At 60.7% G+C, this 26,831-nt stretch carries 23 protein-coding genes; 12 read left to right on the forward strand and 11 right to left on the reverse strand.

Annotation, left to right across the window (positions count from 1 at the left end; all coding sequences use genetic code 11):
- The first annotated feature begins 107 nt into the window (after positions 1 to 107).
- From feoA to CPH57_RS19415, 3 genes are all read left to right on the forward strand, one after another.
- Positions 108 to 332, forward strand: coding sequence for a ferrous iron transporter A (feoA, locus tag CPH57_RS19405; RefSeq protein ID WP_033645291.1), 225 nt, complete (start codon positions 108 to 110; stop codon positions 330 to 332).
- A 72-nt stretch (positions 333 to 404) separates the two neighbouring features.
- A complete protein-coding gene (gene feoB, locus CPH57_RS19410; RefSeq protein WP_033645292.1) occupies positions 405 to 2,720 on the forward strand; it encodes a Fe(2+) transporter permease subunit FeoB in 2,316 nt (771 codons plus the stop codon).
- The gene (locus tag CPH57_RS19415) at positions 2,720 to 2,959 is read left to right on the forward strand and encodes a FeoC-like transcriptional regulator (protein WP_004930758.1); all 240 of its coding nucleotides are present in this window, start codon (positions 2,720 to 2,722) and stop codon (positions 2,957 to 2,959) included. The genes feoB and CPH57_RS19415 overlap by 1 nt, the downstream gene beginning before the upstream one ends.
- Positions 2,960 to 3,002: 43 nt before the next feature.
- Here CPH57_RS19415 and CPH57_RS19420 read toward each other — a convergent pair whose 3' ends face one another.
- Together CPH57_RS19420 and bioH are read right to left on the reverse strand one after the other, a co-directional pair.
- Positions 3,003 to 3,287: a YdgH/BhsA/McbA-like domain containing protein gene (locus tag CPH57_RS19420; protein ID WP_004930765.1), complete on the reverse strand. Its 285-nt coding sequence runs from the start codon at positions 3,285 to 3,287 to the stop codon at positions 3,003 to 3,005.
- A 270-nt stretch (positions 3,288 to 3,557) separates the two neighbouring features.
- On the reverse strand, positions 3,558 to 4,328 hold the full coding sequence (gene bioH / locus CPH57_RS19425) for a pimeloyl-ACP methyl ester esterase BioH (protein WP_096242657.1): 771 nt from the start codon (positions 4,326 to 4,328) through the stop codon (positions 3,558 to 3,560).
- A 40-nt stretch (positions 4,329 to 4,368) separates the two neighbouring features.
- Here bioH and gntX point away from each other — a divergent pair, with 40 nt between their 5' ends.
- Both gntX and nfuA read left to right on the forward strand, forming a co-directional pair.
- Positions 4,369 to 5,052: a DNA utilization protein GntX gene (gene gntX / locus CPH57_RS19430; protein ID WP_069100680.1), complete on the forward strand. Its 684-nt coding sequence runs from the start codon at positions 4,369 to 4,371 to the stop codon at positions 5,050 to 5,052.
- A 58-nt stretch (positions 5,053 to 5,110) separates the two neighbouring features.
- Positions 5,111 to 5,686, forward strand: a complete 576-nt coding sequence (nfuA, locus tag CPH57_RS19435) for a Fe-S biogenesis protein NfuA (protein WP_004930777.1) — start codon at positions 5,111 to 5,113, stop codon at positions 5,684 to 5,686.
- Between the two features lie 184 nt (positions 5,687 to 5,870).
- On the opposite strand, the gene malQ is transcribed toward nfuA, so the two are convergent.
- Positions 5,871 to 7,964: a 4-alpha-glucanotransferase gene (gene malQ, locus CPH57_RS19440; RefSeq protein ID WP_089195266.1), complete on the reverse strand. Its 2,094-nt coding sequence runs from the start codon at positions 7,962 to 7,964 to the stop codon at positions 5,871 to 5,873.
- Between the two features lie 9 nt (positions 7,965 to 7,973).
- Entirely contained in the window at positions 7,974 to 10,379 is a 2,406-nt protein-coding gene (gene malP / locus CPH57_RS19445; RefSeq protein ID WP_096242658.1) for a maltodextrin phosphorylase, read from the reverse strand.
- A gap of 460 nt (positions 10,380 to 10,839) precedes the next feature.
- Between malP and malT the strand changes: the two genes are divergently transcribed.
- Positions 10,840 to 13,554: an HTH-type transcriptional regulator MalT gene (gene malT, locus CPH57_RS19450; RefSeq protein ID WP_096242659.1), complete on the forward strand. Its 2,715-nt coding sequence runs from the start codon at positions 10,840 to 10,842 to the stop codon at positions 13,552 to 13,554.
- Between the two features lie 3 nt (positions 13,555 to 13,557).
- On the opposite strand, the gene CPH57_RS19455 is transcribed toward malT, so the two are convergent.
- Genes CPH57_RS19455 through ulaA form a run of 6 tightly spaced genes read right to left on the reverse strand, consistent with a single transcriptional unit; the run spans position 13,558 to position 17,983 of the window.
- Positions 13,558 to 14,244 carry an L-ribulose-5-phosphate 4-epimerase gene (locus CPH57_RS19455; protein WP_046688554.1) on the reverse strand — a complete coding sequence of 229 codons (687 nt, stop codon included), beginning with the start codon at positions 14,242 to 14,244 and terminating at the stop codon, positions 13,558 to 13,560.
- A gap of 4 nt (positions 14,245 to 14,248) precedes the next feature.
- On the reverse strand, positions 14,249 to 15,103 hold the full coding sequence (locus CPH57_RS19460; protein ID WP_096242660.1) for an L-ribulose-5-phosphate 3-epimerase: 855 nt from the start codon (positions 15,101 to 15,103) through the stop codon (positions 14,249 to 14,251).
- A 9-nt stretch (positions 15,104 to 15,112) separates the two neighbouring features.
- Entirely contained in the window at positions 15,113 to 15,769 is a 657-nt protein-coding gene (locus tag CPH57_RS19465) for a 3-keto-L-gulonate-6-phosphate decarboxylase UlaD (RefSeq protein ID WP_096242661.1), read from the reverse strand.
- A 12-nt stretch (positions 15,770 to 15,781) separates the two neighbouring features.
- The gene (gene ulaC, locus CPH57_RS19470; protein ID WP_033645300.1) at positions 15,782 to 16,252 is read right to left on the reverse strand and encodes a PTS ascorbate transporter subunit IIA; all 471 of its coding nucleotides are present in this window, start codon (positions 16,250 to 16,252) and stop codon (positions 15,782 to 15,784) included.
- A 10-nt stretch (positions 16,253 to 16,262) separates the two neighbouring features.
- Positions 16,263 to 16,571: a PTS ascorbate transporter subunit IIB gene (gene ulaB / locus CPH57_RS19475; RefSeq protein WP_033645301.1), complete on the reverse strand. Its 309-nt coding sequence runs from the start codon at positions 16,569 to 16,571 to the stop codon at positions 16,263 to 16,265.
- Between the two features lie 14 nt (positions 16,572 to 16,585).
- Positions 16,586 to 17,983 carry a PTS ascorbate transporter subunit IIC gene (gene ulaA / locus CPH57_RS19480; RefSeq protein ID WP_033645302.1) on the reverse strand — a complete coding sequence of 466 codons (1,398 nt, stop codon included), beginning with the start codon at positions 17,981 to 17,983 and terminating at the stop codon, positions 16,586 to 16,588.
- Positions 17,984 to 18,337: 354 nt separating this feature from the next.
- On the opposite strand from ulaA, the gene ulaG reads away from it, so the two are divergent.
- The 6 genes from ulaG (at position 18,338) to glpD (ending at position 24,251) form a co-directional block, all read left to right on the forward strand.
- Complete coding sequence (ulaG, locus tag CPH57_RS19485; protein WP_033645303.1) at positions 18,338 to 19,402, forward strand: L-ascorbate 6-phosphate lactonase; 1,065 nt, start codon at positions 18,338 to 18,340, stop codon at positions 19,400 to 19,402.
- A 111-nt stretch (positions 19,403 to 19,513) separates the two neighbouring features.
- Complete coding sequence (gene ulaR / locus CPH57_RS19490) at positions 19,514 to 20,269, forward strand: HTH-type transcriptional regulator UlaR (RefSeq protein WP_033651753.1); 756 nt, start codon at positions 19,514 to 19,516, stop codon at positions 20,267 to 20,269.
- Positions 20,270 to 20,353: 84 nt separating this feature from the next.
- Positions 20,354 to 20,680, forward strand: a complete 327-nt coding sequence (gene glpE, locus CPH57_RS19495; protein ID WP_004930790.1) for a thiosulfate sulfurtransferase GlpE — start codon at positions 20,354 to 20,356, stop codon at positions 20,678 to 20,680.
- Positions 20,681 to 20,851: 171 nt separating this feature from the next.
- Positions 20,852 to 21,688 (forward strand): rhomboid family intramembrane serine protease GlpG, encoded by an 837-nt coding sequence (gene glpG / locus CPH57_RS19500; protein ID WP_033651754.1) that lies wholly within the window; start codon positions 20,852 to 20,854, stop codon positions 21,686 to 21,688.
- 50 nt (positions 21,689 to 21,738) lie between these two features.
- Entirely contained in the window at positions 21,739 to 22,497 is a 759-nt protein-coding gene (locus tag CPH57_RS19505) for a DeoR/GlpR family transcriptional regulator (protein ID WP_004930797.1), read from the forward strand.
- A gap of 245 nt (positions 22,498 to 22,742) precedes the next feature.
- Positions 22,743 to 24,251, forward strand: a complete 1,509-nt coding sequence (gene glpD, locus CPH57_RS19510; protein ID WP_004930801.1) for a glycerol-3-phosphate dehydrogenase — start codon at positions 22,743 to 22,745, stop codon at positions 24,249 to 24,251.
- A gap of 58 nt (positions 24,252 to 24,309) precedes the next feature.
- On the opposite strand, the gene glgP is transcribed toward glpD, so the two are convergent.
- A complete protein-coding gene (gene glgP / locus CPH57_RS19515) occupies positions 24,310 to 26,757 on the reverse strand; it encodes a glycogen phosphorylase (protein WP_033645307.1) in 2,448 nt (815 codons plus the stop codon).
- Positions 26,758 to 26,831: the final 74 nt, after the last annotated feature.

Consider the following 26,831-nt stretch of genomic DNA (forward strand, 5'->3'; position numbering starts at 1 on the left):
TTATTGCATGACCTTATGGATGAATACCGCCGACGGCGTGGCATTTTCGCCGGCAACGTCCAATTATCATCAGCCCGATGCTCATCGGCACCCGGAAGGTTAATGACATGCAGCTTCAACCTAAACGCACATATAAGATTGTCGGCTTTTCCAGCGAGATTGCGCCGGCCTACCGCCAAAAATTGTTATCGCTCGGCATGCTGCCCGGCTCTTCGTTCGACGTGGTGCGCGTCGCGCCGCTGGGCGATCCGATAGAAATTAAAACCCGCCGCGTCAGCCTGGTGCTGCGCAGGAAGGATTTGGCGCTGCTGCAGCTCGACGGCCAGCCCTGAGCCGGCGCGCCCTCCGTTTGCCGGTGCGCCTTTGCGCCGGCGCTGTTCTCCTTGAAGACGACACGCAGAACTATGAAAAAACTCACCATCGGCTTAATCGGCAACCCGAACTCCGGCAAAACCACGCTGTTCAACCAACTGACCGGCGCGCGCCAGCGGGTCGGCAACTGGGCGGGCGTGACGGTCGAACGCAAGGAAGGCCATTTCACCACCCCGCAGTCCGACGTGCGGCTGGTCGATTTGCCCGGCACCTACTCCCTGACCACCATTTCGGAGCAGACGTCGCTCGATGAGCAGATCGCCTGCCACTACATTTTGAGCGGCGACGCCGATCTGCTGATCAACGTGGTGGATGCCTCCAACCTGGAACGCAACCTCTACCTGACGCTGCAGCTGCTGGAGCTGGGCATTCCCTGCATCGTGGCGCTCAACATGCTCGACATCGCCAAAAGCCAGCATATCGATATCGACGTCGCCGCTCTGTCGGCGCGCCTCGGTTGCCCGGTAGTGCCGATGGTCTCCACCCGCGCCGATGGCATCGGCGTGCTGAAACAAATGATCGACAATCATCGCATCAACGAACAGCAGGCGCTGGTGAACTACCCGCCGCTGCTGCTGAAAGAGGTCGCCACGCTGAGCGACGCCATGCCGCAAACGCTGCCGGCGGCGCAGCGCCGCTGGCTGGCGTTGCAGATGCTGGAGGGCGACATCTACAGCCACCGTCTGGCCGGCCCCGCCGTGGCGCGGCTGCCAGCGGCCATTCAGGCGCTGCAACAGCAGCAGCAGGAGGACCCGGCGCTGGTGATCGCCGACGCACGCTACCAGTCCATCGCCGCCCTGTGCGACGCGGTCAGCAACTCGCAGCAGGCGATGCCCAACCGCCTGACCGACATGCTGGATAAAGTGATCCTCAACCGCTGGCTGGGCGTACCGATCTTCCTGCTGGTGATGTACCTGATGTTCCTGCTGGCGATCAATATCGGCGGCGCGCTGCAGCCGATCTTCGATATCGGCTCGGCGGCGATCTTCATTCAGGGCATTCAGTGGCTCGGTTACACCCTGCACTTCCCCGACTGGCTGACCGTCTTCCTGGCGCAGGGCGTCGGCGGCGGCATCAACACCGTGCTGCCGCTGGTGCCGCAGATCGGCATGATGTACCTGTTCCTGTCGTTCCTGGAAGACTCCGGCTACATGGCGCGCGCGGCGTTCGTGATGGACCGCCTGATGCAGGCGCTCGGGCTGCCGGGCAAATCCTTCGTGCCGCTGATCGTCGGCTTCGGCTGTAACGTGCCGTCCATCATGGGCGCCCGTACGCTGGACGCCCAGCGCGAGCGCCTGATCACCATCATGATGGCGCCGTTCATGTCCTGCGGCGCCCGTCTGGCGATCTTCGCGGTGTTCGCCGCCGCCTTCTTCGGCCAGGACGGCGCTGGGGTGGTGTTCTCGCTGTATATGCTCGGCATCGCGGTGGCGATCCTGACCGGCCTGGTGCTGAAATACACCCTCATGCGCGGCGAAGCCTCGCCGTTCGTGATGGAGCTGCCGGTTTACCACGTGCCGCACCTGAAAAGCCTGCTGCTGCAAACCTGGCAGCGGCTGAAAGGCTTCGTGTTGCGCGCCGGCAAGGTGATCGTGGTCGCCAGCATGTTCATCGGCGGCCTGAACAGCTTCTCGTTCAGCGGCAAAACGGTCGACAACATCAACGACTCCGCGCTGGCTTCGGTCTCCAAGGTGCTGACGCCGCTGCTGCAGCCTATGGGCGTCCACAGCGATAACTGGCAGGCCACCGTCGGCCTGGTGACCGGCGCGATGGCGAAAGAAGTGGTGGTCGGCACGCTGAACACGCTGTACACCGCCGAGCACATCAATAAAGAGGCGTTCGACGCCGCCAACTTCAACCTGCTCGACGAGCTGGGCGGCGCGCTGCAGGAAACCTGGGATGGGCTGAAAAACACCTTCAGCCTGAGCGTGCTCTCCAACCCGATCGAAGCCAGCAAGGGCGACGGCGAGATGGGCGTCGGATCGATGGGCGTGATGAGCAGCAAATTCGGCTCCGGCATTTCCGCCTACAGCTACCTGATCTTCGTGTTGCTGTACGTGCCTTGCGTCTCGGTGATGGGCGCTATCGCCCGTGAATCAAGCCGCGGCTGGATGACCTTCTCAATCCTGTGGGGGCTGAACGTCGCCTACTCGCTGGCGACGCTGTTCTATCAGGCGGCCACCTTCAACCAACATCCGCAGTACAGCCTGACGGCGATCCTGGCGGTGGTGCTGGTAAACCTGCTGGTGCTGTTTGGCCTGCGCCGGGCGCGCAGCCGCGTCACGGTTCGCCTGGGCAACGCCACGCCGGCGGCCTGCTGTCAGGGCGCCAAAGGGAGCTGCCACTGATGGCCGGGCTGCTGCAGGTGCGCGATGCGTTGGCGCTGCGCGGCAGCGCCCAGGCGCAGCAGCTCAGCCAATCGCTGGCGACGCCGCTGCCGCTGGTGCAGGCGATGCTGGACCGTTTGACGGCGATGGGGAAAGTGGAACGCATCGAACAGGATGACGGCGCCTGTCTGAGCGGCGGCTGCAAAAGCTGCCCGCAGGGCCAGGGGTGCAGCACGGTGTTCTACCGACTGAAGGCCTGACGTTCAGGGGCGCCGCTGCGGGCGCCCCTTTGCCGTTCAAGGCTTATTGCTTGTCTTTGTAAACTTCGGCGATGGCGCTGAATTTACCGTGTTCGCGGCCCGCCAGGATCACGTAGTATTGACCGCCCTTTTCGTCCGCCAGTTTGGACAGCTCTTCCTTGGCATCCATCGGCGACGTGGTTTCCGCCGTGGTGGTCACGGTGCCGATCTTCTCGTATTTACCCGGATTCTTATCCAGATCTTCCTTGGTCAGCAGGGTTGCCGCCATGGAGCCGAAAGACACCGAACCCAGCACTGCCGCTGCAATAATCATCTTCAATGATTTCATGACACTAACCTCTCAATGGATAATTTATCTGTTATGAAAGCCGTCCAGGATCCATGCGTAGTACTGCAGGCTGCCGCGACATCCTCAGGCCTCGTTGCTTTCCCTGACGGGGCCTGTTTCCCAGAGACGAAACGCCAAAATGAAAATCGCCGCACGCGGTCTTTTCATTTTGCAGCCAACGCATTGACTCACTAAGTATTGAACAGCTTTGTCTTTTATCCACCCGGCAGCGTTTTTTTTCGCGCTCTATCGTGCGTTTTCACGCTGCATTCAATGTGCTGCAATAAACGCTTCGATCATCGTCACAAATTCATCGGGATGAGAGATAAACGGCGCATGGGCGGCTTTAGCCACGATCTGCGACGTGGAGTTCGGCCAGGCGGCGTCGAGCAGCTCGGCGACCTTGCGCGGCACCAGCCCGTCCAGATAGCCGTAGATCCGCAGCAGCGGCAGATTCAACTCCGCCAGCGGCGCGCGCAGATCGGCGGTGCGCAGGATCTCCAACCCGCCGTTCAACACTTCGACGCTCGGCGTCGGTTGGTTGAGCACCACCGCTTTCAGCTGGCGCGCATCCTGACGCGCGCTCTCGGTGCCCAGCGTCTGCAGCGCCAGAAAACGCTCGACGGTGCGCTGGAAATCCAGGCTTAGCTGGTGCTGGAAACCGCTCAGCACGTCCGGACGGATCCCCGGCCACTCATCGCGGGCGGCAAAGCACGGCGAGGAGGCCACGGTGATAAGCCCGCTGACCCGCTGCGGCTGCATCAGCGCCGCCTGGCTGGCCACCAGCCCGCCGAGCGACCAGCCGAGCCACCAGGCCTGCGGCGGGGCGGCCGCCAGCACGATTTCCGTCATCTGCGCCAGCGACAGGACGCCGAACCCCTGGCTGCGGCCGTACCCCGGCAGATCGACCAGGTGCAGGCGAAAATGCGGCGTCAGCCGCGCTTGAATGCAACTCCACACTTCGGCGTTCAATCCCCAGCCGTGCAGCAGCACAAGATCGCGTTCACCTTCACCTATTGTTTGCCAGTACAGCGCTGTCATTGGTTATTGTCCTTTCATGCTTACCCGTCTCGGAGACACTATGCTATCAATCCGCAGCCGCTGTTGGCTATGCCGACAGCCATTGAGCCTGATGCGTCATGGCCTCTGCAGCTGCTGCCTGCGTCACCTGCCGGCCAGACCGCCGTGTTGCCCGCGCTGCGGGCTGCCCGCCGGGGAGACGCGCACGCCCTGCGGCCGCTGCCTGCAACGGCCACCGCCCTGGCAACGGCTGGTGTTCGTCGGCGACTACGTGACGCCGCTCAGCGGCTTGGTAAAAAGGTTCAAGTTCCACCGCGCGCCCGAGCTGGCGCCGGCGCTGGCGCGCCTGATGCTGTTGCGCTGGCAGCAGGCGCGCAGAGAGCAGTATCTGAACAGACCCGACCTGATTTTGGCGGTACCCTTGCATGCAACACGCTGCTGGCGCCGTGGCTATAACCAGAGCGATCTGCTGGCCCGGCCGCTGGCGCGCTGGCTGGGCTGCGCCTACCGGCCCGCCGCCTTGCGCCGGGTGCGCAAAACCGCTCTGCAACAGCGGCTGAGCGCCTCTGCCCGCAGACGCAATCTGCAGCGCGCGTTCGCCTGTACCGTGCCGGTCGCCGGCCGGCATATCGCCCTGGTGGATGACGTGGTGACCACCGGCAGCACCGTCTCGGAGATCGCGGCGCTGCTGCGGCGGCAAGGCGCCGCCTCGGTGCAGATATGGTGCGTTTGCCGCACGTTGTAGTGCCACGGCAATGGGCGTATTATAACCGACTATAGAAGTCAACTATTGAGCTAATGCTATGATCCGTATAACAGATGCTGCACAGGAACACTTTGCCAAACTGCTGGCAAATCAAGAAGAAGGCACCCAAATCCGCGTATTCGTGATCAACCCGGGCACGCCGACGGCCGAATGCGGTGTCTCTTATTGCCCGCCGGACGCGGTAGAAGCGACGGATACCGAACTGAAGTTCGACAAACTGTCCGCCTATGTCGATGAACTGAGCGCGCCGTATCTGGAAGACGCCGAAATCGACTTCGTGACCGACCAGCTGGGTTCTCAGCTGACGCTGAAGGCGCCGAACGCCAAGATGCGCAAGGTCGATGACGACGCGCCGCTGATGGAACGCGTGGAATACGTGCTGCAGTCGCAGATCAACCCACAGCTGGCGGGCCACGGCGGCCGCGTAACGCTGATGGAGATCACCGACGACAACATGGCTATTCTGCAGTTCGGCGGCGGTTGCAACGGCTGTTCGATGGTCGACGTCACGCTGAAAGAAGGCATCGAGAAAGAGCTGCTGCAGAAGTTCCCGGAGCTGAAGGGCGTGCGTGATTTGACCGAGCACCAGCGCGGCGAGCACTCCTACTACTGATACCCTTCTTACTTGAAGTTGCAGCGTTGTTGGCCGCATGCGCGCACCCCAGTCACTTACTTAAGTAAGCTCCTGGGGTTTTACGCACTTGCCGCCTAGCTGCAACGCCAATTAATTCGGGTATCCGTCATTTGGATGGGACTAAAGTTCTCGTCCTTTGACCTAATACAACGACACCTCATCGTCACCCCACCGACACCTTGCGTCGGCGCTTGTCCAAATCCTTCAGCAGCCGGTTTATCCGCGGGTCGGCGAACATCTCCTCCAACGTCCGGGTCAGCTTGCGCCGCCAGTTAGGGTACTGATCGCTGGTGCCGGGGATGTTGACCGGATCGGCCATGTCCAGCCAGTCTTCCGGCTGCAGGCCAAGCAAGGCGCTGGCGCTGTCGGCGACATAACGCTGCAGGCCGCGGTTGAGCAGCGGGCTCATGCCGAGCAGCGCCGCCTTCTTGCCCACCTTCTGCGGCACGCAGCCATAACGATGTAATCCATCCAGCAGCCCCTGCTTGGCGCGTTCTCGATCGGCGAACAGCGCCCGCAGGATTTCCGCGTCCGGGTAGAGACCCAACCGGTTGCCGAGCGTCAGATCGTCGCTTTGCCAGTAGCCGCGCAGCGTCGGCAGATCGTGGGTGGTGATGGTCGCCATCGCCTGTACCGGATAGGCCTGCGGCGCGCGGAAATGGTGTTCGCCGTCGCTTTCGAAATAGAGCACTTTGTAGGAGTAGACGCCGCTGTCGCGCAGCTTGCCGACGATTTCCACCGGCACCGTGCCGAGATCCTCGCCGATCACCATGCAGCGGTGGCGCTGGCTTTCCAGCGCCAGCACCGCCAGCAGATCGTCCACCGGGTATTTGACGTAGGCGCCGCGATCGGCGGTTTCACCATACGGGATCCACCACAGCCGCAGCAGCGCCATGACGTGATCGATACGCAGCGCGCCGCAGCTGGTCATGTTGGCGCGCAAAAGATCGATGAACGGCTGATACCCGCGCGCCGCCATCACATGCGGATCCATCGGCGGCAGGCCCCAGTTTTGCCCCAGCGGGCCCAGAATATCCGGCGGCGCCCCGACCGACGCTTTCAGGCAGTACAGCTCGCGGTCACACCAGGTTTCCGCCCCGCCTTCCGCCACCCCGACCGCCAGATCGCGATACAGGCCGATCGGCATCTGCTGCTGCCTGCTCTGGTCAAAACACTGCGCGAACTGGGTGGCCGCCAGCCACTGCAGCCACAGGTAAAAACGAACCGTTTCCTGGTGTTCAGTGCAGAACTGCCGCACCGCTTCGCTATCCCCCTGCCGATAACGTTCGGGCCAGGCCGGCCAGCCCCACTGGCTGATGTCATCCGCCGCCAAATGGGCATGCAGCGCGTCGAAGGCCGCTTGCCGATACAGGCTGTCGCCGCCGTCCGTCACGAATTGCTCGAACGCCTGACGCTGCGCGTCGTTTGGCTTGCGCGCCTGAAATACCGGAAACGCCAGCTTCAGCGCCGCCAGTTTCAGCTGCATCACGGCGGTATAATCCACCCACTCCGCAGCGCGCGCTTTGGCGAGCTGTTTCTGCGTCGCCGGCTTCTGCCACCAGCGCTGCGCCGCGTCGCTGCGCTGGAAATCCTCCACCGCGTTGACGTCGATATACGCCAGGTTCAGCCAGCGGCGCGACGAGGGGCTGTAAGGGCTGGCGCTCTCCGGGTTGGCGGGGTACAGCGCATGGATCGGGTTGAGGCCGACGAAAGCGCCGCCGCGTTCCCCCACCTCTTCCACCATCAGGCGCAGATCGCCGAAATCGCCGATGCCCCAGTTGCGATCGGAGCGCAGCGTATACAGCTGAACGCAGGCGCCCCACAGCTTTTTGCCGGTCAACAAGGCGTCCGGCTCGAAGCAGCGCCTCGGCGCGACGATCACGCGGCATGACCACTGCCGTGCGCCCTGGCTCAACGTCAATTGGTGGTAACCCGCCGGCAGCTCGCCGGGCAGCGTCAGGGTCTTGCGCGCGCCGACGCGCCCCTGCAGGCATTCGCCGTCTTCACGCTGCAGCGCCCACAGGTATTCGCCTTCGCCCGTCGGCGTCAGCGCCAACGGCGCGCCCTGATAGAACACCTTGACCGCCGGTAACGGCGGCGGCGCGGTATCCTGCACCGCATCATCGGCCCACTTCATGGCCGCCAGCAGCTTGCGCTTGGTCTGCGGCTCAATCGCCTGCCGTTTGCCGTGAGCATTGATGAAATCGGCAGCGATCCCCGCCTGCGCTGCCGCCTGATCGATACGCTTGCGATCCATTCGCTCTCCTTAACGTTTGGCTTGCCAGATGCGCTGCTGGTAATCGCGGATCGAGCGATCCGAGCTGAACATGCCGACGCGCGCGGTGTTAAGGATAGTCCGCCGCGTCCACTCGTCCCGATCGCGATACAGCTCATCGACCCGGCGCTGCGCCTGGCAGTACGAGGCAAAGTCCGCCAGCACCAGATAGGGATCGCCGCCTTCCAGCAGGCTGTGCAGCATCATGTCGAACGCGTGCTTGTCGCCATGGCTGAAAGCGCCGCTCGCCAGTTCATCCAAAATCGCCTTCAGGTGCTTGTCCTTCTTGCGGTAGCTGAGCGGATCGTAGCCCTTCGCCACTATCGCCTTCACCTGCTCCACGGTATTGCCGAAGATAAAGATGTTGTCTTCGCCCACCTGCTCGGCGATTTCGACGTTGGCGCCGTCCAGCGTGCCGACCGTCAGCGCGCCGTTCAGCGCCAGTTTCATGTTGCCGGTGCCGGAGGCCTCTTTGCCGGCGGTGGAGATCTGCTCGGAGATATCCGCCGCCGGGATCATCAGTTCGGCCACCGACACGCGGTAGTCCGGGATGAACGCCACTTTCAGGCGATCTTTCACCAACGGATCGTTATTGATTTTCTCGGCTGCCTGATTGATGGCGTAGATGATGTTCTTCGCCAGGTAGTAGCCCGGCGCCGCCTTGGCGCCGAACAGGAAGACGCGCGGCACGATGTCCAGGTTCGGGTTGTCGCGCAGCTGGCGATACAGCGACAGGATGTGCAGCAGATTCAGGTGCTGGCGTTTGTACTCGTGCAGGCGTTTGATCTGCACGTCGAAGATCGCGTCCGGATCGAGCGTCAGCCCCATCACGCCGTGCACGTAATGAGCCAGCGCCACCTTGTTGTCGCGTTTGATCTGCTGATAACGCTGGCGGAACGCCGCGTCGTCGGCGAATTTCTCCAGCCCGCGCAGCGCGTCGAGATCGCCCGCCCACTCCACCTTCAGCGTCTCGTCGATCAAGCCTGACAGCGCCGGGTTGCACTGTTTCAGCCAGCGGCGCGGCGTGATGCCGTTGGTGACGTTATGGAATTTGTTCGGCCACAGCTGGTGATATTCAGGGAACAGATCCTTCACCACCAGATCCGAATGCAGCTGCGCCACGCCGTTAACCGCAAAGCCGCTGACCACGCACAGGTTGGCCATGCGCACCTGCTTGTCGTGGTGCACCGCCAGCTTGGCCCACACCGCCTCGTCGCCCGGCCAGTGCTTATCCACCAATTTTTTAAACCTGGCGTTGATCTGTTTGATGATGGAGAAATGGCGCGGCAGCAGGCTGCGCACCAATTTTTCATCCCAGCGCTCCAGCGCTTCCGGCATCAAAGTGTGGTTGGTGTAGGCGAAGGTGTTGCTGGTGATCGCCCAGGCCGCCTCCCACTCCAGCTGATGCTCGTCCAGCAGAATGCGCAGCATTTCCGGAATGGCGATGGTCGGGTGGGTGTCGTTCAGTTGGATCACTTCATACTTCGGCAGTTCTTCAATCTTGCGGCCGGCCTGATGGTGCTTGCGCAAAATGTCCGCCACCGAGCAGGCGCACTGGAAATACTGCTGCATCAGGCGCAGGCGTTTGCCGGCCTGATGGTTGTCGTTCGGGTAAAGCACCTTGGTCAGCTTATCGGCTTCTACGCCCTGCTTCTCAGCCTGCAGGAATTTGCCGTCGTTGAAATCGCCCAGGTTGAACGGATGCTGATGGGTCGCCTGCCACAGACGCAGCGGCTGCGCCACGCCGTTGCGATACCCCAGCACCGGCAGATCCCAGGCTTCGCCGCGCAGGGTGAAGGCCGGGCGCCACAGTTCGCGGCCGTCGGCCTGCTTCTCCAGCTTGCCGCCGATGCCCACGTCCACCGCCAACGCGGCGTTGTGGCGGAACCACGGATAGCTCTCGCGTTGCCAGTTATCCGGCGCCTCTTGCTGTTGCCCACCCTGGAACGACTGGCGGAACAGCCCGTACTGGTAGTTCAGCCCATAGCCGGTGGCCGGTTGTTCCACCGTCGCCATCGAGTCGAGGAAGCAGGCCGCCAAACGCCCCAGCCCGCCGTTGCCCAACGCCGGATCGGTTTCCTGCTCGAGCAGATCCGCCAGCTTGACGTTCTGCTCGGCCAGCGCCTGCTCGACGGTGTCGTACCAGCCCAGGTTGATCAGGTTGTTCGCCGTCAACCGGCCAATCAAAAACTCCATCGAGATGTAGTTCACGTGACGCAGCGGTTTGGCGCTTTTGCGCGGCGCCGGCTGTGCGGCCAGTTGCTCGGCCAGCGCCGCACTGACGGCTTCCCACCATTGATGTTGCGTCATTTGCTGCGCGGAACTGAGGCCGAACCGTTGCCACTGACGGGCGAGCGCCGCCAGAAAAGCATCCTTCTTGAGCGTAGGCTGTGACATAAGGAAAACTCTCTATCCAGTAAGTGGGTCAAATTGCCGCTATCGTGCCGGTGAGAAAGCCTGACGGCATCATCCCGCCTGGGGATTAGCTGGGGAGGAGGATTGGGGCGTAGCTGGAATTGTGATCTCAGGCACTTTTTGACTCCCTTGCAACGATGCAAAAAAGCCCGCCAACGCGTGCGGCGAGCACTGAGAACGTTAACCATGACGTTAGCACAAGTATTCGCGCTGCTGAAGTTTTGTCCATGGCCGGAAATGCGATCCGCAACCGCATCGCCGTACTCCGACGCCAAACGTAAAAAAGTGTGATCGATAGCAACTTAACTCCAAGCCGATGCGGAAGCTTGTTGCAATACGTTTAGGGTTGGCAGAAGTTAGGGGGAGCTATTAATTACGAACCATAAAATAATTAGCGCCACTCCAATCCCGGCGGGAACCGCGATTTATATCCTGGAATACTATGCTGATCCCATCAAAACTGAGCCGCCCGGTACGGCTGCAAAATACCGTGATCCGCGATCGCCTGCTGGCCAAACTGGCCAGCGCGGGCAACTATCGTCTGACACTGGTCAATTGCCCGGCGGGATACGGGAAAACCACGCTGATCGCCCAATGGGCGGCCGGCAAGGCCGATCTGGGCTGGTATTCCCTGGATGAGAGCGACAACCAGCCGGAGCGTTTCGCCAGCTACCTGATCGCGGCGCTGCAGCAGGCCAGCGGCGGCCGCTGCGTCAAGAGCGAAGCGCTGAGCCAGAAGCACCAGTACGCCAGCCTGTCGGCGCTGTTCGCCCAGCTGTTTATCGAGCTGGCCGACTGGCATCAGCCGCTGTACCTGGTGATCGACGACTATCACCTGATCACCAACGACGCCATTCACGAAGCCATGCGCTTTTTCCTGCGCCATCAGCCGGAAAACCTGACGCTGATCCTGCTCTCGCGCACCCTGCCGCCGCTCGGCATCGCCAACCTGCGGGTGCGCGATCAGCTGCTGGAAATGGGCACGCAGCAGCTGGCGTTCACCCATCAGGAAGCCAAACAGTTCTTCGATTGCCGCCTGGCGGCGCCGATGGAACAGCAGGACAGCAGCCGCCTGTGCGACGAAGTCGAAGGCTGGGCCACCGCGCTGCAGCTGATCGCGCTGTCGGCCCGCCAATCCGCCTCCTCGGCCCAACTGTCGGCCAAGCGGCTGGCGGGGCTGAACGCCAGCCATCTGTCCGACTATCTGGTGGACGAAGTGCTGGATCACGTCGATGCCGATGCGCGCGCCTTCCTGCTGCGCTGTTCGGTGCTGCGCTCAATGAACGATGCGCTGATCGTGCGGCTGACCGGCGAAGACAACGGCCAGCAGCGGCTGGAGGAGCTGGAACGCCAGGGGCTGTTTATCCACCGCATGGACGACACCGGCGAATGGTTCAACTTCCACCCGCTGTTCGCCTCTTTCCTGCGCCAGCGTTGCCAGTGGGAACTGGCGCTGGAGCTGCCGGGGTTGCACCGCGCCGCCGCCGAAGGCTGGCTGGCGCTGGGGTATCCGGCGGAGGCCATTCACCACGCGCTGGCGGCCAGCGACGGCAGCATGCTGCGCGATATCCTGCTGCAACACGCCTGGTCGCTGTTCCACCACAGCGAACTGGCCTTGCTGGAGGAGTGCCTCAACGCGCTGCCGTATGAGCGCCTGATCCAAAACCCCAAGCTGGCGCTGCTGCAGGCCTGGCTGGCGCAGAGCCAGCACCGCTACAGCGAGGTCAACACCCTGCTGGAGCGCGCCGAGCGCACCATGCGCGAACAAAAAATCGAGATAGACCAAACGCTGCACGCCGAGTTCGACGCCTTGCGCGCCCAGGTGGCGATCAACGCCGGCAAACCGGAAGAAGCCGAGCGGCTGGCGACCGAAGCGTTGAAATTCCTGCCGCTGTCCAGCTACTACAGCCGCATCGTCGCCACCTCGGTGACCGGCGAAGTGCACCACTGCAAGGGCGAACTGGCGCGCGCGCTGCCGATGATGCAGCAGACCGAGCAGATGGCGCGTCGTCATCAGGCCAACCATTACGCGCTCTGGGCGCTGCTGCAGCAGAGCGAAATCCTTATCGCCCAAGGCTTCCTGCAGGCCGCTTACGAAACCCAGGATAAGGCGTTCGAACTGATCCGCGAGCAGCACCTGGAACAGCTGCCGATGCACGAATTCCTGCTGCGCATTCGCGCGCAGATCCTGTGGTCGTGGTCGCGTCTGGACGAAGCGGAAGACGCGGCGCGCGCCGGGCTGAAAATTCTGGCGAACTACCAACCGCAACAGCAGCTGCAGTGCATCGCCATGTTGGCCAAATGCTCGCTGGCGCGCGGCGATCTGGACAACGCCAATACCCATCTGCAGCGCTGCGAAACCCTGCTGCACGGCGCCCATTATCATCGCGACTGGCTGACCAACACCGACAAGTCGCGGGTGATCCACTGGCAGATGACCGGCGACATCACCGCCGCCGCCCAGTGGCTGCGCCACACCGAAAAGCCCGGCATGGCGGACAACCACTTCACGCAGGGCCAATGGCGCAACATCGCGCGGGTGCAAATCCTGCTCGGCCAGTATGACGAGGCCGGGGTGGTGCTGGATGAGCTGAACGAGAACGCCCGCCGCCTGCGGCTGGTGAGCGATCTGAACCGCAACCTGCTGCTCAGCAACCAGCTGTACTGGCTGCAAGAGCGCAAGGGCGAAGCGCAGCAGGCGCTGATCGAAGCGCTGTCGCTGGCTAACCGCACCGGCTTTATCAGCCACTTCGTCATCGAAGGCGAAGCGATGGCACAGCAGCTGCGCCAGCTGATCCAGCTCAACACGCTGCCGGAGCTGGAACAGCATCGTGCCCAGCGCATCCTGCGCGACATCAACCAGCATCATCGGCACAAGTTCGCGCATTTTGACGAGAACTTCGTCGATAAGCTGCTGACCCACCCGCAGGTGCCGGAGCTGATCCGCACCAGCCCGCTCACCCAGCGCGAATGGCAGGTGCTGGGGCTAATCTATTCCGGCTACAGCAACGACCAGATCGCCGGCGAGCTGGACGTGGCGGCCACCACCATCAAGACGCACATCCGCAACCTGTACCAGAAACTGGGCGTAGCCCATCGCCAGGAAGCGGTGCAGCAGGCGCAGCAGTTGTTGAAGATGATGGGGTACGGCGCCTGATAGTCAGCGCTGGCCGTAATAAGCGCCGGCGCCATGTTTGCGGCTGAAATGTTTCGCCGACAGGTGTTCATCGATCCGGCGCAGGCCGGGGTTAATGCCCCGGCTGATCCACGCCATCTTAGCCACCTCCTCGAGCACCACCGCGTTATGCACCGCCTCATCCGGCGAGCAGCCCCAACTAAACGGACCATGCTGATACGCCAGAATGCCGGGAATGTGCAACGGCTCGCGCCCGCACAGGGTTTCGATAATCACCCGGCCGGTGTTCAATTCATATTCCCGCGCCACCTCTTCCGCCGTCAGCGCGCGGGTGCAAGGAATGTCGCCGGAAAAATAGTCGGCATGGGTGGTGCCAAACGCCGGTATCGCCTCACCCGCCTGGGCCCAGGCGGTGGCGTGAGTGGAGTGCGTATGCACGACGCCGCCGAGTTGTGGGAATGCCCGGTACAGCGCCAGATGCGTCGGCGTATCGGATGAAGGCCGCAGTTGCCCCTCAACAACCTCCCCTCGCGCATTCACCACCACCATATCTTCCGCCCGCATCGTTTCATAAGGCACGCCGCTGGGTTTTATCACCATCAGATCGCTGGCCCGATCGATGCCGCTGACATTGCCCCAGGTATAGGTCACCAGCCCGTGCTCAGGCAGCGCCATATTGGCTTTGTAGACCTGCCATTTCAGTTGTTCCAGCATGTTAGCTCCCTATTTCCAACCCGGCCTCTGCCATGCGTTCAACCACCCAGGCACGCGCCTCCCGCACCACCTGCAGCGGGTCGGGCGCCTTCTCGCTCCACATTTCGAGCAGATAGGGGCCGCGATAGCCGCTCGCAAGCAGCGTTTCGAAGCAGCGGGTGAAATCGACCACGCCCTCGCCGAACGGCACGTTCTTAAACTCTCCCGGCCGCGTATCCTTAACGTGCACCGCTACGATATGCCCGCGTCCGGCTACGAGCTCCATCTGCACATCGTTGTCCCAGGCAGACAAATTGCCGATGTCCGGGTATAGCTGAAACCATGGGTTATTCAGGTAGTGGACATAACCCAGCGCCTTGCTGATCGAATTCATCAGCGCATAATCCATGATTTCCATCGCCAGCATGACCTGCGCGCGGCTGGCCATCTCCACCGCCTGCGCCAAGCCGGCGCGGAACCGGGCGCGGGTCTGCGCAGTAGCCTGTTGGTAATAAACGTCATATCCGGCCAGTTGGATCACCCGTATGCCGGTATCCTGCGCCAGCCGGATGGCCTTGCGCATGATCTCCAGCCCCCGCTCGCGCGTCCTGTCGTCTTCACTGCCCAACGGAAAACGCCGATGGGCGCTAAGGCACAAAGAAGGGACGCGCACACCGCTGGCCGCAACGGCGCCGATCAGCGCCAGTCGCTGCTCGCTGTTCCAATCCAGCCGCGCCAGACGGCCGTCGCTTTCATCGATCGACATTTCAACGAAATCGAATCCCAACTCCCCCGCCAGTTGCAAGCGCGTCAGCCAGTCCTCGCCCGGCGGCAACGCCTTCTCGTAGATGCCCAACGGTACGGATTTTTGCAACATAACCGCTCCTCAGCCCCACAGTTGGACGATGACGCGTTTAAATTCCCGCGCCGCCGCGACCGGATCGGCGGCATCGCGAATGCTGCGCCCGGCGATAAAAACATGGATGGGAATGCCCCGGAACAGAGGCAAATCCGCCAATGACAATCCGCCGGTAACCGTCACCTTGAAACCCATCTCGCTCAGGCGATGAACCGCGCGGATATCGTCATCGCTCCAGGCGACGCCCGCCGCCTGCGCGTCACGGCTGCGGTGATACACCACCTGACCAATACCCGCCTCACGCCACGCCTGCGCCTGTTCCCAGGTCCAAAATCCCGTCAGTTCGATCTGCACGTCGCCACCGAACTCATGCGCCACCTGCAGCGCGCCCTTGGCCGTATTGATGTCAGCGCAGCAGATCACCGTGATCCAGTCGGCGTGTGCCTCGAAGCACATCCGCGCCAAAATTTGCCCCGCATCGGCGATTTTCGCGTCCGCCAACACGATGCGATCCGGATACAGCGCTTTCAGATCGCGCACGGCCCGTACGCCTTCCGCCACGCACAAAATAGTGCCGACCTCAATGATGTCGACTTCGGCCGCGATCAGGCGCGTCGTATTGTAAGCCGCGGCCATGGACAGGTTATCCAGCGCCACTTGCAGCATCGGTAAATGCGTTTTCATTGCATGTCTCCTTCAATTCGCCGCCGCCGCGGACGTTTTGTCGATTAACGCCAGTACCTCGCTCGCCCGGCGACAGGCCCGCAAGCGATCGAAGTTCGCCTCATCTTCGAACAGGTTAACCACTTGCATGATGCCCACCTCCTGATGCGTTTTGGCGTCCACCGCCGCCATGGTGATCAAGATATCTATCGGATCGTTGTCCTCATCGCCGAAGCACACCGGCGTTTTCAAGGTGACCAAGGCGAAGCCGGTTTTCAGCACCCCTTCCTCCGGCCGACCATGCGGCATCGCCAGGCCGGGCGCCAACACGAAGTAAGGGCCGTGCCGTTCGACGCCGGCCAGAATGGCGTCGAAATAGCGAGGCTCCACCACGCCGGCGGCCACCAGCAGATCGACCCCCAGCCGCACCGCCTGACGCCAGTCGGCAGCCTCCGCCTGCAGGTGAATAGCGTTGTTCTGCGCCAACGAATCGCTCAGCTTCATGACTCGCTCCTCACTGCTTCAAATCTTGCGGAAAATGCGCGCCGATGACTTCCATCAGCTTCGGACCGAAGTCGGCAGCCGAGAGCATATTGCGCACCCCGACTACGTATTTGTTGCCGCTGACGACGATCTCATCCGCGACATGGGTGGAAGCGATGATGATGTCAGCCCCGCTCAACTCGGATTTGTATTCCCCCACCGCACAGCTGTTGACCGAATGATCCACGCCTTGCTGCGTTAAAAATTGGTCGACTTTCATTTTCATGATCATGGAACTGCCTTGTCCGCAACCGCACACCGCCAGGATTCGTACCGTCATAATCTGCACTCCTATTAACGTGACGCTGGTTCAACCGATTGTTTTTCAGCATCTTCCTCCGCGCGCAGGGTGCGCCCGGCGAAGAACATGTACAGCAGCGCGATGGCGATCACCACGCCCATAAACCACAGGCCGAAGCTCAGCCCTTGCATCAGCGGCGGCGCCAGAATCGACCAGTCCGCCATTCCCATCCAGGCGCTCAGCCCGGTCAGCTTGATGGCCCACACGCAGCCCAAGATCTCTATCATCCCCATCACCAGGCAGATCTTCATCGCCGCGCGCCAGCCGCCAAAGTGGTTAGCGAACACGCCGATGGTGGCGTTAGAGAAGAACATGGGAATGAAACCGGGGATGATCATGATGGAAGCGCCGCACGCCAGGAGGATGCCGACGGCGATCAATTGGCCGATGGTGCCCCACATAAAGCCCCACACCACGGCGTTGGGCGCGAAGCTATAGATGGCGGCGCAGTCGATGGCCAGTACCGCACCGGGGATCAGGCGTTGGGAAATCCCATTGAAGGCCTCGGTCAATTCGGCGACGAACATGCGCACGCCCTGCACGATGATGAAAATCGCCACCGCGAACATCAGCCCGGTTTGCAGGATATAGATGCTCCAGTGGGTTTTACCGGCCATCGCCTGCAGGGTATCCAAGCCGAACGAGCAAAGAATGATGCCGAAGAACAGCGTCATCACGATGGCGGTGGAAACGATGTTGTCATGGAAAATGTTCAGCCACCCGGGCAGCTTCAGATCTTCCACGCTGTCCTCTTTTTTACCGAGATACGGCGCTGCCTTATACGCCAGCCACGAAGCGAACTGCTGTTGGTGCCCAATGGAGAAACCGCTGTTTTCCGTCACCGCCTGCGTCGGTTTGAACATCATGTTGGACGTGATGCCCCAATACAGTGAAGCCAACAGCGCGCTGCACAATACCGTTGTCCACATGCCGTAGCCCAGAATGTAGAAAAATACCGCGATCAACCCCACCTGCTGAAACATGATATGGCCGGTAAGCATGATGGTACGGATGCCGGTAATGCGCCTCAACAACACGTAGAGTATGTTCAGCGCCAGCGCCAGCAAGACCGCGTAGCCGACCCAGCTATAGGCCTCCCCCATCCGATCGATGGTGGCCATCATCGAGGCATAGGTATCTGAAATCGCCCCGTTGATGCCGTACACCTCGGACAGCTTCGCCACCACCGGTTTGAACGTGCCGGTCAGGATGCCGGAACCGGCTTGCAGCAACATGAAACCGATAATGGTTTTGATCGTGCCTTTGATAATGACCGCCGCGCTTTTGCGCAGCAACGTGTAACCCAGCAGCGTAACCAGCCCCAACAGCAGCGGCGCATTGGTCATCACCTGGTTAAAAAAGACGGTGAAGATGGTGTAAAGAGTTTCCATACGGCTCTCCCGAAAAGGTTGGCATGCAGGTAACGCCTTCACCATACCAATCACAAGAAATCACAAAAAGATCATAAATGATTATTTGTGAACAACCTCGCAAGTTAAAAATCAATTCCACTAACATTCAATGAATTAGACGGCTTACATTTTATTACTCATTGAATTTAATAGCAGTTAATCAAACAAAAAGGAGATAAAAGGACGGCGTAGCACGTAAATCCGGCGGTGTTAACGTGTATTTCGATCGTTGTCAGTTGAAAAAAACGGTGCTAGATTCGATCAAAACAAATCACATAAAATCTTTAAATGATTATTTGTGATTGCATTATCACCGCCAACGAGGAACGACCCATGAGTAAAGTCAACGACATCACCCGCGAATCCTGGATATTGAACACCTTTCCCGAATGGGGCACCTGGCTGAACGAAGAGATAGAGCAGGAGAAAGTTGCGCCCGGCACCTTCGCCATGTGGTGGCTGGGCTGTACCGGTATCTGGCTCAAATCCGAAGAAAGCGCCAATCTGTGCGTCGACTTTTGGTGCGGTACCGGCAAGCAGAGCCACGGCAACCCACTGATGAAAACCGGCCACCAAATGCAGCGAATGGCGGGGGTGCGCAAGCTGCAGCCTAACCTGCGCACGACCCCATTCGTACTGGATCCCTTCGCGATTACCCAGCTCGACGCCGTCTTGGCCACGCACGACCACAACGATCACATCGATGTGAACGTCGCCGCGGCGGTGTTGCAAAATTGCGCCGCCACCGTTCCGTTTATCGGGCCGCAAAGCTGCGTGGATATCTGGATTGGTTGGGGTGTGCCGCCTGAGCGCTGCATCACCGTCAAACCTGGCGACGTGATAAAAATCAAAGACATTGAAATTCATGCGCTGGACGCCTTCGATCGCACGGCGCTCATCACACTGCCGGTGGAACAAAAAGCAGCGGGCGTTCTGCCGGACGGCATGGACCTGCGGGCGGTCAACTACCTGTTCAAAACGCCGGGCGGCAACCTTTATCACAGCGGCGATTCCCACTACTCCAACTATTACGCCAAGCACGGCAACGATCATCAGATCGATGTCGCCCTCGGTTCCTACGGCGAGAACCCGCGCGGCATTACCGACAAGATGACCAGCGCCGACATCTTGCGCATGGCGGAATCGCTGAACGCCAAGGTCGTGATCCCCTTCCACCATGACATATGGTCGAATTTCCAGGCGGATCCGCAGGAAATTCGCGTGCTGTGGGAAATGAAGAAAGACCGGCTCAAATACGGTTTTAAACCGTTTATCTGGCAGGTTGGCGGCAAGTTCATCTGGCCGCAGGATAAAGACAATCTGGAGTACCACTACCCGCGCGGTTTCGATGATTGCTTCACCCTCGAACCCGATCTGCCCTTCAAGTCTTTCTTGTAATCAACCGGTGTTGCATACGGATGCGCGCTTTTGAACGGGAATGATTCAAATCGTCAAACGGCGCGCATATAATCATAGGCAACGACGTTTTCTCTCTCCGACGGAGCCCGCATGACAGAGTCCCAACGCCACAACGCCATTCTCGATCTCTTGCAGCGCAAGGGGCAAATCTCCGTGGCGGACGTCATCGCGGCGTTTGACATCTCTCCGGCTACCGCGCGCCGGGACATCAACAAACTGAATGAAATCGGCAAATTGCGCAAAGTGCGCAACGGCGCCGAAGCCACACAAACTCCGCGCCCGGCCTGGACGCCGCTCAATATCCACCAAACCCAGCATCTGGACGAAAAAATGCGTATTGCGGCGGCTGCGGCACAGCTCTGTCAGCCGGGTGAAAGCGTGGTGATCAATTGCGGCTCCACCGCATTTCTGTTGGGCCGTGAAATTTGCGGCAAGCCGGTTCAGGTGATCACCAATTATCTGCCACTGGCCAATTACCTGATCGAGCAGGAACACGACAGCGTGGTGATCATGGGAGGCCAGTACAACAAAACCCAGTCGATTACTCTGGCGCCCCAGGACGGCGACGCCACCCTGTACGCCGGGCACTGGATGTTCACCAGCGGTATCGGCCTCACCGCTGACGGCCTGTATAAAACCGATATGCTGACCGCGATGGCGGAACAGAAGATGCTCAACTACGTCGGTAAACTGGTGGTGCTGGTCGACAGCAGCAAAGTCGGCCAACGCGCCGGCATGCTGTTCAGCCGCACCGAGCAAATCGCCATGGTGATCACCGGCCGCGCCGCCGATTCGGCGATCGTTGAGCAACTGCGTCAACAAGGGGTGGAAGTGCTGCTGGTGTGAGAAAACCACAACCTTGCTCTGGTCTTAAACGCCGCAGAGTTGGTTACAATAGCGGCGTCCCCCAATAATGAGGCAGTCAGCAGTATGGAACAGTTCGAAGCGATCAACGTTGAACAGGCTTACACCCGCTGGAAAGAGGGCAGCGCCGCCCTGGTCGACATCCGCGATCCGCAAAGTTTTGAAGCCGGGCATACGCCGGGCGCCTTTCACCTCACCAACGCCACCCTGTCGGCCTTTATGCAACAAAACGACTTCGAGCGGCCGGTGATGGTGATGTGCTACCACGGCAACAGCAGCCGCAGCGCGGCGCAATACCTGCTGCACCAGGGGTTCGACGCGGTCTACAGCATCGACGGCGGCTTCGAGGCCTGGGCCCGTCAGTATCCGCAAGACGTGGAAACCTCTGCCTGATCCCCGCTCCCCGCCGTGCGTCGGCGGGCTTCCCCTTCGTTTTTATGCGCGTTTTCGCGGGTTTTTCGCAGATCCGTTTGCCAGCGCTCAGGATTTCGACGTTATAATCGGCCGTCAGGGTCGCCGGCGCGCAAGCAGCGGCCAAAATCATTCACTTACGACGGAAGAGCAATGGTTAGAGTAATCGCCGTATCCAACCCGCGCCTGGCGCTGGCCTTTGTCGACTATATGGCGACCCAGGGCATCCGGCTTGAGCTGCGCAACAGCGGCGAGGCGGCGGAAATCTGGCTGGCCGACGAAGGTCATCTCGAGCAGGTGCAACACGAGCTGCAGCAGTTTCTGGTCGATCCGCTCAACCGCCGTTATCAGGCCGCCAGCTGGCAGACCGGCCATACCGACGCCGGCCTGCACTATCAGAGCGAGTCCTACCTGCACACCCTGCGCAGCAAAGCCGGGCCGCTGACGCTCGGCGTGATGGTGCTGTGCATCGCAGTCTATATTCTGATGCAGGCGCTCGGTGACGATACCGTGATGTACTGGCTCTCCTGGCCGCAGGACAGCAGCCAATACACCCAGCTGTGGCGCTGGATCAGCCATGCGTTCCTGCATTTCTCCCTGCTGCATATCCTGTTTAACCTGATGTGGTGGTGGTATCTCGGCGGCCAGATGGAAAAACGCCTCGGCGCCGGCAAGCTGTTCGTGCTGGCGGTGGTGTCGGCGTTCTTCAGCGGCTGGGCGCAATCGCTGTTCAGCGGCGCGCTGTTCGGCGGGCTGTCAGGCGTGGTCTATGCGCTGATGGGCTATGTCTGGCTGTCGGGCGAACGGGCGCCGGAGCGCGGCCTGATGCTGCCGCGCGGCCTGATGGTGTTCTCGGTGCTGTGGCTGGTGGCCGGATATTTCGATATTTTAGGAATGTCGATCGCCAACGCGGCACACGTAGCCGGTTTAGTGTTAGGGTTATTGATGGCATTTTGGGATACGCGTCATCGCGCACACAACGAACAATAACAGCCGGGAGCTATGCCCAGCGGGCATAGCGGGCGTTTTAGGGGATTATCGTGAAGCAAACACAGCGTCATGACGCAATTATCGAGCTGGTGCGCCTGCAGGGTTACGTCAGCACGGAAGAGCTGGTCGAGCATTTTGACGTCAGCCCGCAAACGATTCGCCGCGATTTGAATGACCTGGCCGACCAGAACAAGATCCAGCGTCACCACGGCGGCGCGGCGCTGCCTTCCAGCTCGGTCAACGCTGCCTATAACGATCGCAAGGTGATGTGGTCGGAAGAGAAAGCCCGCATCGCGCAGCGCGTCGCCAGCCAGATCCCGGACGGCGCCACGCTGTTCATCGATATCGGCACCACGCCGGAGGCGGTGGCCCATGCGCTGATGAACCACAAGAACCTGCGCGTGGTCACCAACAACCTTAACGTCGCCACCCTGCTGACCGCCAAAGAAGACTTCCGCCTGATCCTGGCCGGCGGCGAAGTGCGCACCCGCGACGGCGGCATCATGGGCGAAGCCACCCTGGACTTCATCTCCCAATTCCGTCTCGATTACGGCATTCTCGGCATCAGCGGCATCGATATGGACGGCTCGCTGCTCGAATTCGACTATCACGAAGTGCGCACCAAACGCGCGATTATCGAAAATTCCCGCTGCGTGATGCTGGTAACCGACCACTCCAAATTCGGCCGCAACGCCATGGTCAACCTGGGCAACATGAACCTGATCGACTACCTGTTTACCGACCAGCTGCCGCCGCCGAGCGTGATGAAAATCATCGAACAGTACGACGTGCAGCTGGAGCTGTGCTGATTCGGCCTTAACCTGCGGGGCGCGCCGCCGCCCCGTTTCATCCCTTTAACCCCCTCACCGACAGCCGTTTGCGCGCCCGCGCCATATCCATGCTACTTGTGTGACTATCATCACCAAACTGTTACCTCTATCACGCCTAAATGTTTTTGTTTGGTTAAGTCTTGGCTTGCTTGTTGGTTTTTGATTACAATCATGAGCGAAAACGAACATGAAAGAGCTATTTCGAACATCTGGAGGAAGATGACGTGGAAACCAAAGACTTGATCGTTATCGGTGGCGGCATCAACGGTGCCGGCATCGCGGCGGATGCTGCCGGGCGCGGGCTGTCGGTACTGCTACTGGAAGCGCAAGACTTGGCCTGTGCTACGTCTTCCGCCAGTTCCAAACTGATCCACGGTGGCCTGCGCTACCTGGAACACTACGAATTCCGTCTGGTGAGCGAAGCGCTGGCCGAACGTGAAGTGCTGCTGAAACTGGCGCCGCACATCGCGTTCCCGATGCGTTTCCGCCTGCCGCACCAGCCGCACCTGCGTCCGGCCTGGATGATCCGTATCGGCCTGTTCCTGTACGATCACCTGGGCAAACGCACCAGCCTGCCGGGCAGCAAGGGGTTGCGCTTTGGACCAGAATCGGTGCTGAAGCCTGAACTGAAGCGCGGTTTCGAATATTCCGACTGCTGGGTCGACGATGCTCGCCTGGTGGTGCTGAACGCGCAGGAAGTGGAAAAACGCGGCGGCGAAGTGCGCACCCGCACCAAAGTGACCCGCGCATGGCGCGAAAACGGCCTGTGGATGGTGGAAGCGGTCGATATCGACAGCGGCAAAACCTTCACCTGGCGCGCCAAAGGCCTGGTGAACGCCACCGGCCCGTGGGTGAAAAACTTCTTCGACGACGGCCTGAAGCTGAAATCGCCTTACGGCATCCGTCTGATCAAAGGCAGCCACATCGTGGTGCCGCGCGTGCACGATCAGCCGCAGTCTTACATTCTGCAGAACGAAGACCACCGCATCGTGTTCGTGATCCCGTGGAATGACGAGTTCTCCATCATCGGCACCACCGACGTGGAGTACAAAGGCGATCCGAAAGACGTGAAGATCGACGAGAACGAAATCGCTTATCTGCTGAAAGTGTACAACGATCACTTCAAGAAGCAGCTGGGCCGCGACGACATCGTCTGGACTTACTCCGGCGTGCGTCCGCTGTGCGACGACGAATCCGATTCACCGCAGGCGATCACCCGCGATTACACGCTGGACGTGCACGACGAGCAAGGCAAGGCGCCGCTGCTGTCGGTCTTCGGCGGCAAGCTGACCACCTACCGCAAGCTGGCCGAACATGCGATGGAAAAACTGGCCCACTACTACCCAGGCTGCGGCCCGGCGTGGACCAAAAACGCCACGCTGCCGGGCGGTGACATCGACGGCGACCGCGACGGTTACGCGGCCAAACTGCGCCGTGCGCACGGCTGGCTGCCGGAAGCCCTGGCGCGCCGCTATGCCCGCACCTACGGCAGCCAGAGCGAGCTGATCCTGGCCGGCGCCAACGGCCTCGCCGATCTGGGCGAAGATTTCGGCCACGGTCTGTATGAAGCCGAACTGCGCTACCTGACCGAGAAAGAGTGGGTCGTGGAGCTGGACGACGCTATCTGGCGCCGCACCAAGCTGGGCATGTGGCTGGACGAAGCGCAGCAGGCGCGCGTGAAAGCCTGGCTGGCGGAACACGCGAAAACGAAAGCGCTGTCGCTGGCTTCCTGAGCCGCAGCGTAACGAAAAAGGGCCGGTTATCCGGCCCTTTGCTTTTTTTCTGTCCGCTTTACAGCTTCACCGGCTTAATGTGCCAAATTTCATCCGCATATTCCTGAATGGTGCGATCGGATGAGAAGTAACCCATATTGGCGATATTCAGCACCGCGCGCCGCGTCCACTCGTCCTGATTGAGATACACCTCGTCCACCTTGTCCTGCGTGTCCACATAGCTGCGGTAATCCGCCAACAGCTGATAGTGGTCGCCGAGGTTCACCAGCGAGTCGAACAAATTGCCATAGCGCTTCGGCTCCTCAGGGCTGAACATGCCGGTGGCGATCTGCGTCAGCGCCTGATGCAGCTCTGGGTCTTGCTCGTAGTACTGTCGCGGGTTGTAACCGTTGCGGCGCAGTTCCTCGACCTGCTCGGCGGTATTGCCGAAGATAAAGATGTTCTCCTCCCCCACGTGCTCGCGCATCTCGACGTTGGCGCCGTCCAACGTGCCGATGGTCAGCGCGCCGTTCAGCGCGAACTTCATATTGCTGGTACCCGAGGCTTCGGTGCCCGCCAGCGAGATCTGTTCCGACAGATCCGCCGCCGGGATGATGATCTGCGCCAGGCTGACGCCGTAGTTCGGAATGAACACCACCTTCAACTGGGTATGCACGCGCGGATCGTTGTTGATCACTTTGGCCACGTCGTTGATCAGGCGGATGATCTGCTTGGCGGCATAGTAGGCCGAGGCCGCCTTGCCGGCGAAGATCACCACCCGCGGCACGCGCTCGATATCAGGGTCGGCCAGTAAACGGTTATACAGCGTGATGACGTGCAACACGTTGAGCAACTGCCGTTTGTACTCGTGAATGCGTTTGATCTGCACGTCGAACAGCGCATCCGGGTTAACCACCACGTTGAGCGTTTTGGCGATGTACAGCGCCAGCCGCTCCTTGTTCTGCCGCTTGGCGCGCTGCACCGCCTGCAGGAAGCTCGGGTAATCGATGTTGGCCTTGATCTCGCTCAGCTGGCTGAGATCGGTGCGCCAGGTTTGGCCGATGCAGTCGTCCAACACCGCCGCCAACGGCGGGTTGGCCAGCGCCAGCCAACGACGCGGCGTCACCCCGTTGGTTTTGTTGCAGAAACGAGTCGGGAACAGCCGGGCGAAGTCGGCGAACAGCGACTGCACCATTAGTTCGGAATGCAGAGCGGAAACGCCGTTGACCTTGTGGCTGGCCACCACCGCCAGCCACGCCATGCGCACCCGACGGCCGTTGGTTTCGTCGATGATCGAGACCCGCGCCAGCAGATCGTTGTCGCCCGGCGCCACCTCCTGCACCATTTTGAGGAAGTGATCGTTGATCTCGAAAATCAGCTGCAGATGGCGCGGCAGGATGCGGCCGAGCATGTCCACCGGCCAGGTCTCCAGCGCCTCACTCATCAGCGTGTGGTTAGTGTAGGAGAATACCTGCTCCACCACTTCCCAGGCGTCGAGCCACTTGAACTTGTGCTCGTCGATCAGCCGGTGCATCAGCTCCGGAATCGACAACACCGGGTGAGTGTCGTTGAGGTGAATGGCGATCTTGTCCGCCAGGTTGTCGAAGGTTTTGTGCATCAGCCAATGGCGATTGAGAATATCCTGTACCGTGGCCGACACCAGGAAATACTCTTGTCGCAAGCGCAATTCACGCCCGGAGGAGGTCGAATCGTCCGGATAGAGCACGCGCGACACGTTCTCAGAATGGTTTTTATCTTCCACCGCCGCGAAGTAATCGCCCTGATTGAACTTGCCGAGGTTGATCTCGTTACTGGCCTGCGCGCCCCACAACCGCAGCGTGTTGGTGGCGTCGGTGTCGAAACCGGGGATCACCTGATCGTAGGCGATGGCCACGATTTCTTCGGTCTCCAGCCAGCGGGCCTTGGCCCCCTCCTGCTGCACGCGGCCGCCGAAGCGCACCTTGTAGCGGGTGTTATGGCGCGGAAACTCCCACGGATTGCCGTACTCCAGCCAGTAGTCCGGCGATTCCATCTGTTGGCCGTTGACGATGTTCTGCTTGAACATGCCGTACTCATAGCGAATGCCGTAGCCGCGCCCCGGCAGCGCCAGCGTCGCCAGCGAGTCGAGGAAGCAGGCCGCCAGCCGGCCCAGACCGCCGTTGCCGAGCCCGGGGTCGTTCTCTTCCTCCAGCAGCTCCGCCAGGTTCAGCCCCATCTCGTTCAACGCGTTGTCGATGTCCTGATAAATGCCCATCGACAGCAGCGCGTTCGACAACGTGCGGCCGATCAGAAACTCCATCGACAGGTAATACACCTGCCGCACGTCTTGAGACAGCTGGGCGCGGTTGGAGCGCAGCCAGCGCTCCACCATGCGATCGCGCACCGCGAACAGGACGGCGTTGAGCCAGTCGTGGCGGTTGGCGATCGCCGGATCCTTGCCGACGATAAACATCAGCTTATAGGCAATGGAATGTTTCAGCGCTTCCACACTGACCGTAGGTGAGGTGTAACTAAACGGTGAAGTCATGGCTTTTAATCCCTAATGGGGAGCCCAGCCATCCGCCGCGGAATAGCTGGCCCCGCTGAACATGGGCGCGGTAC

The organism is Serratia sp. JKS000199 (assembly GCF_900215455.1).
Classification (GTDB): domain Bacteria; phylum Pseudomonadota; class Gammaproteobacteria; order Enterobacterales; family Enterobacteriaceae; genus Serratia; species Serratia ureilytica.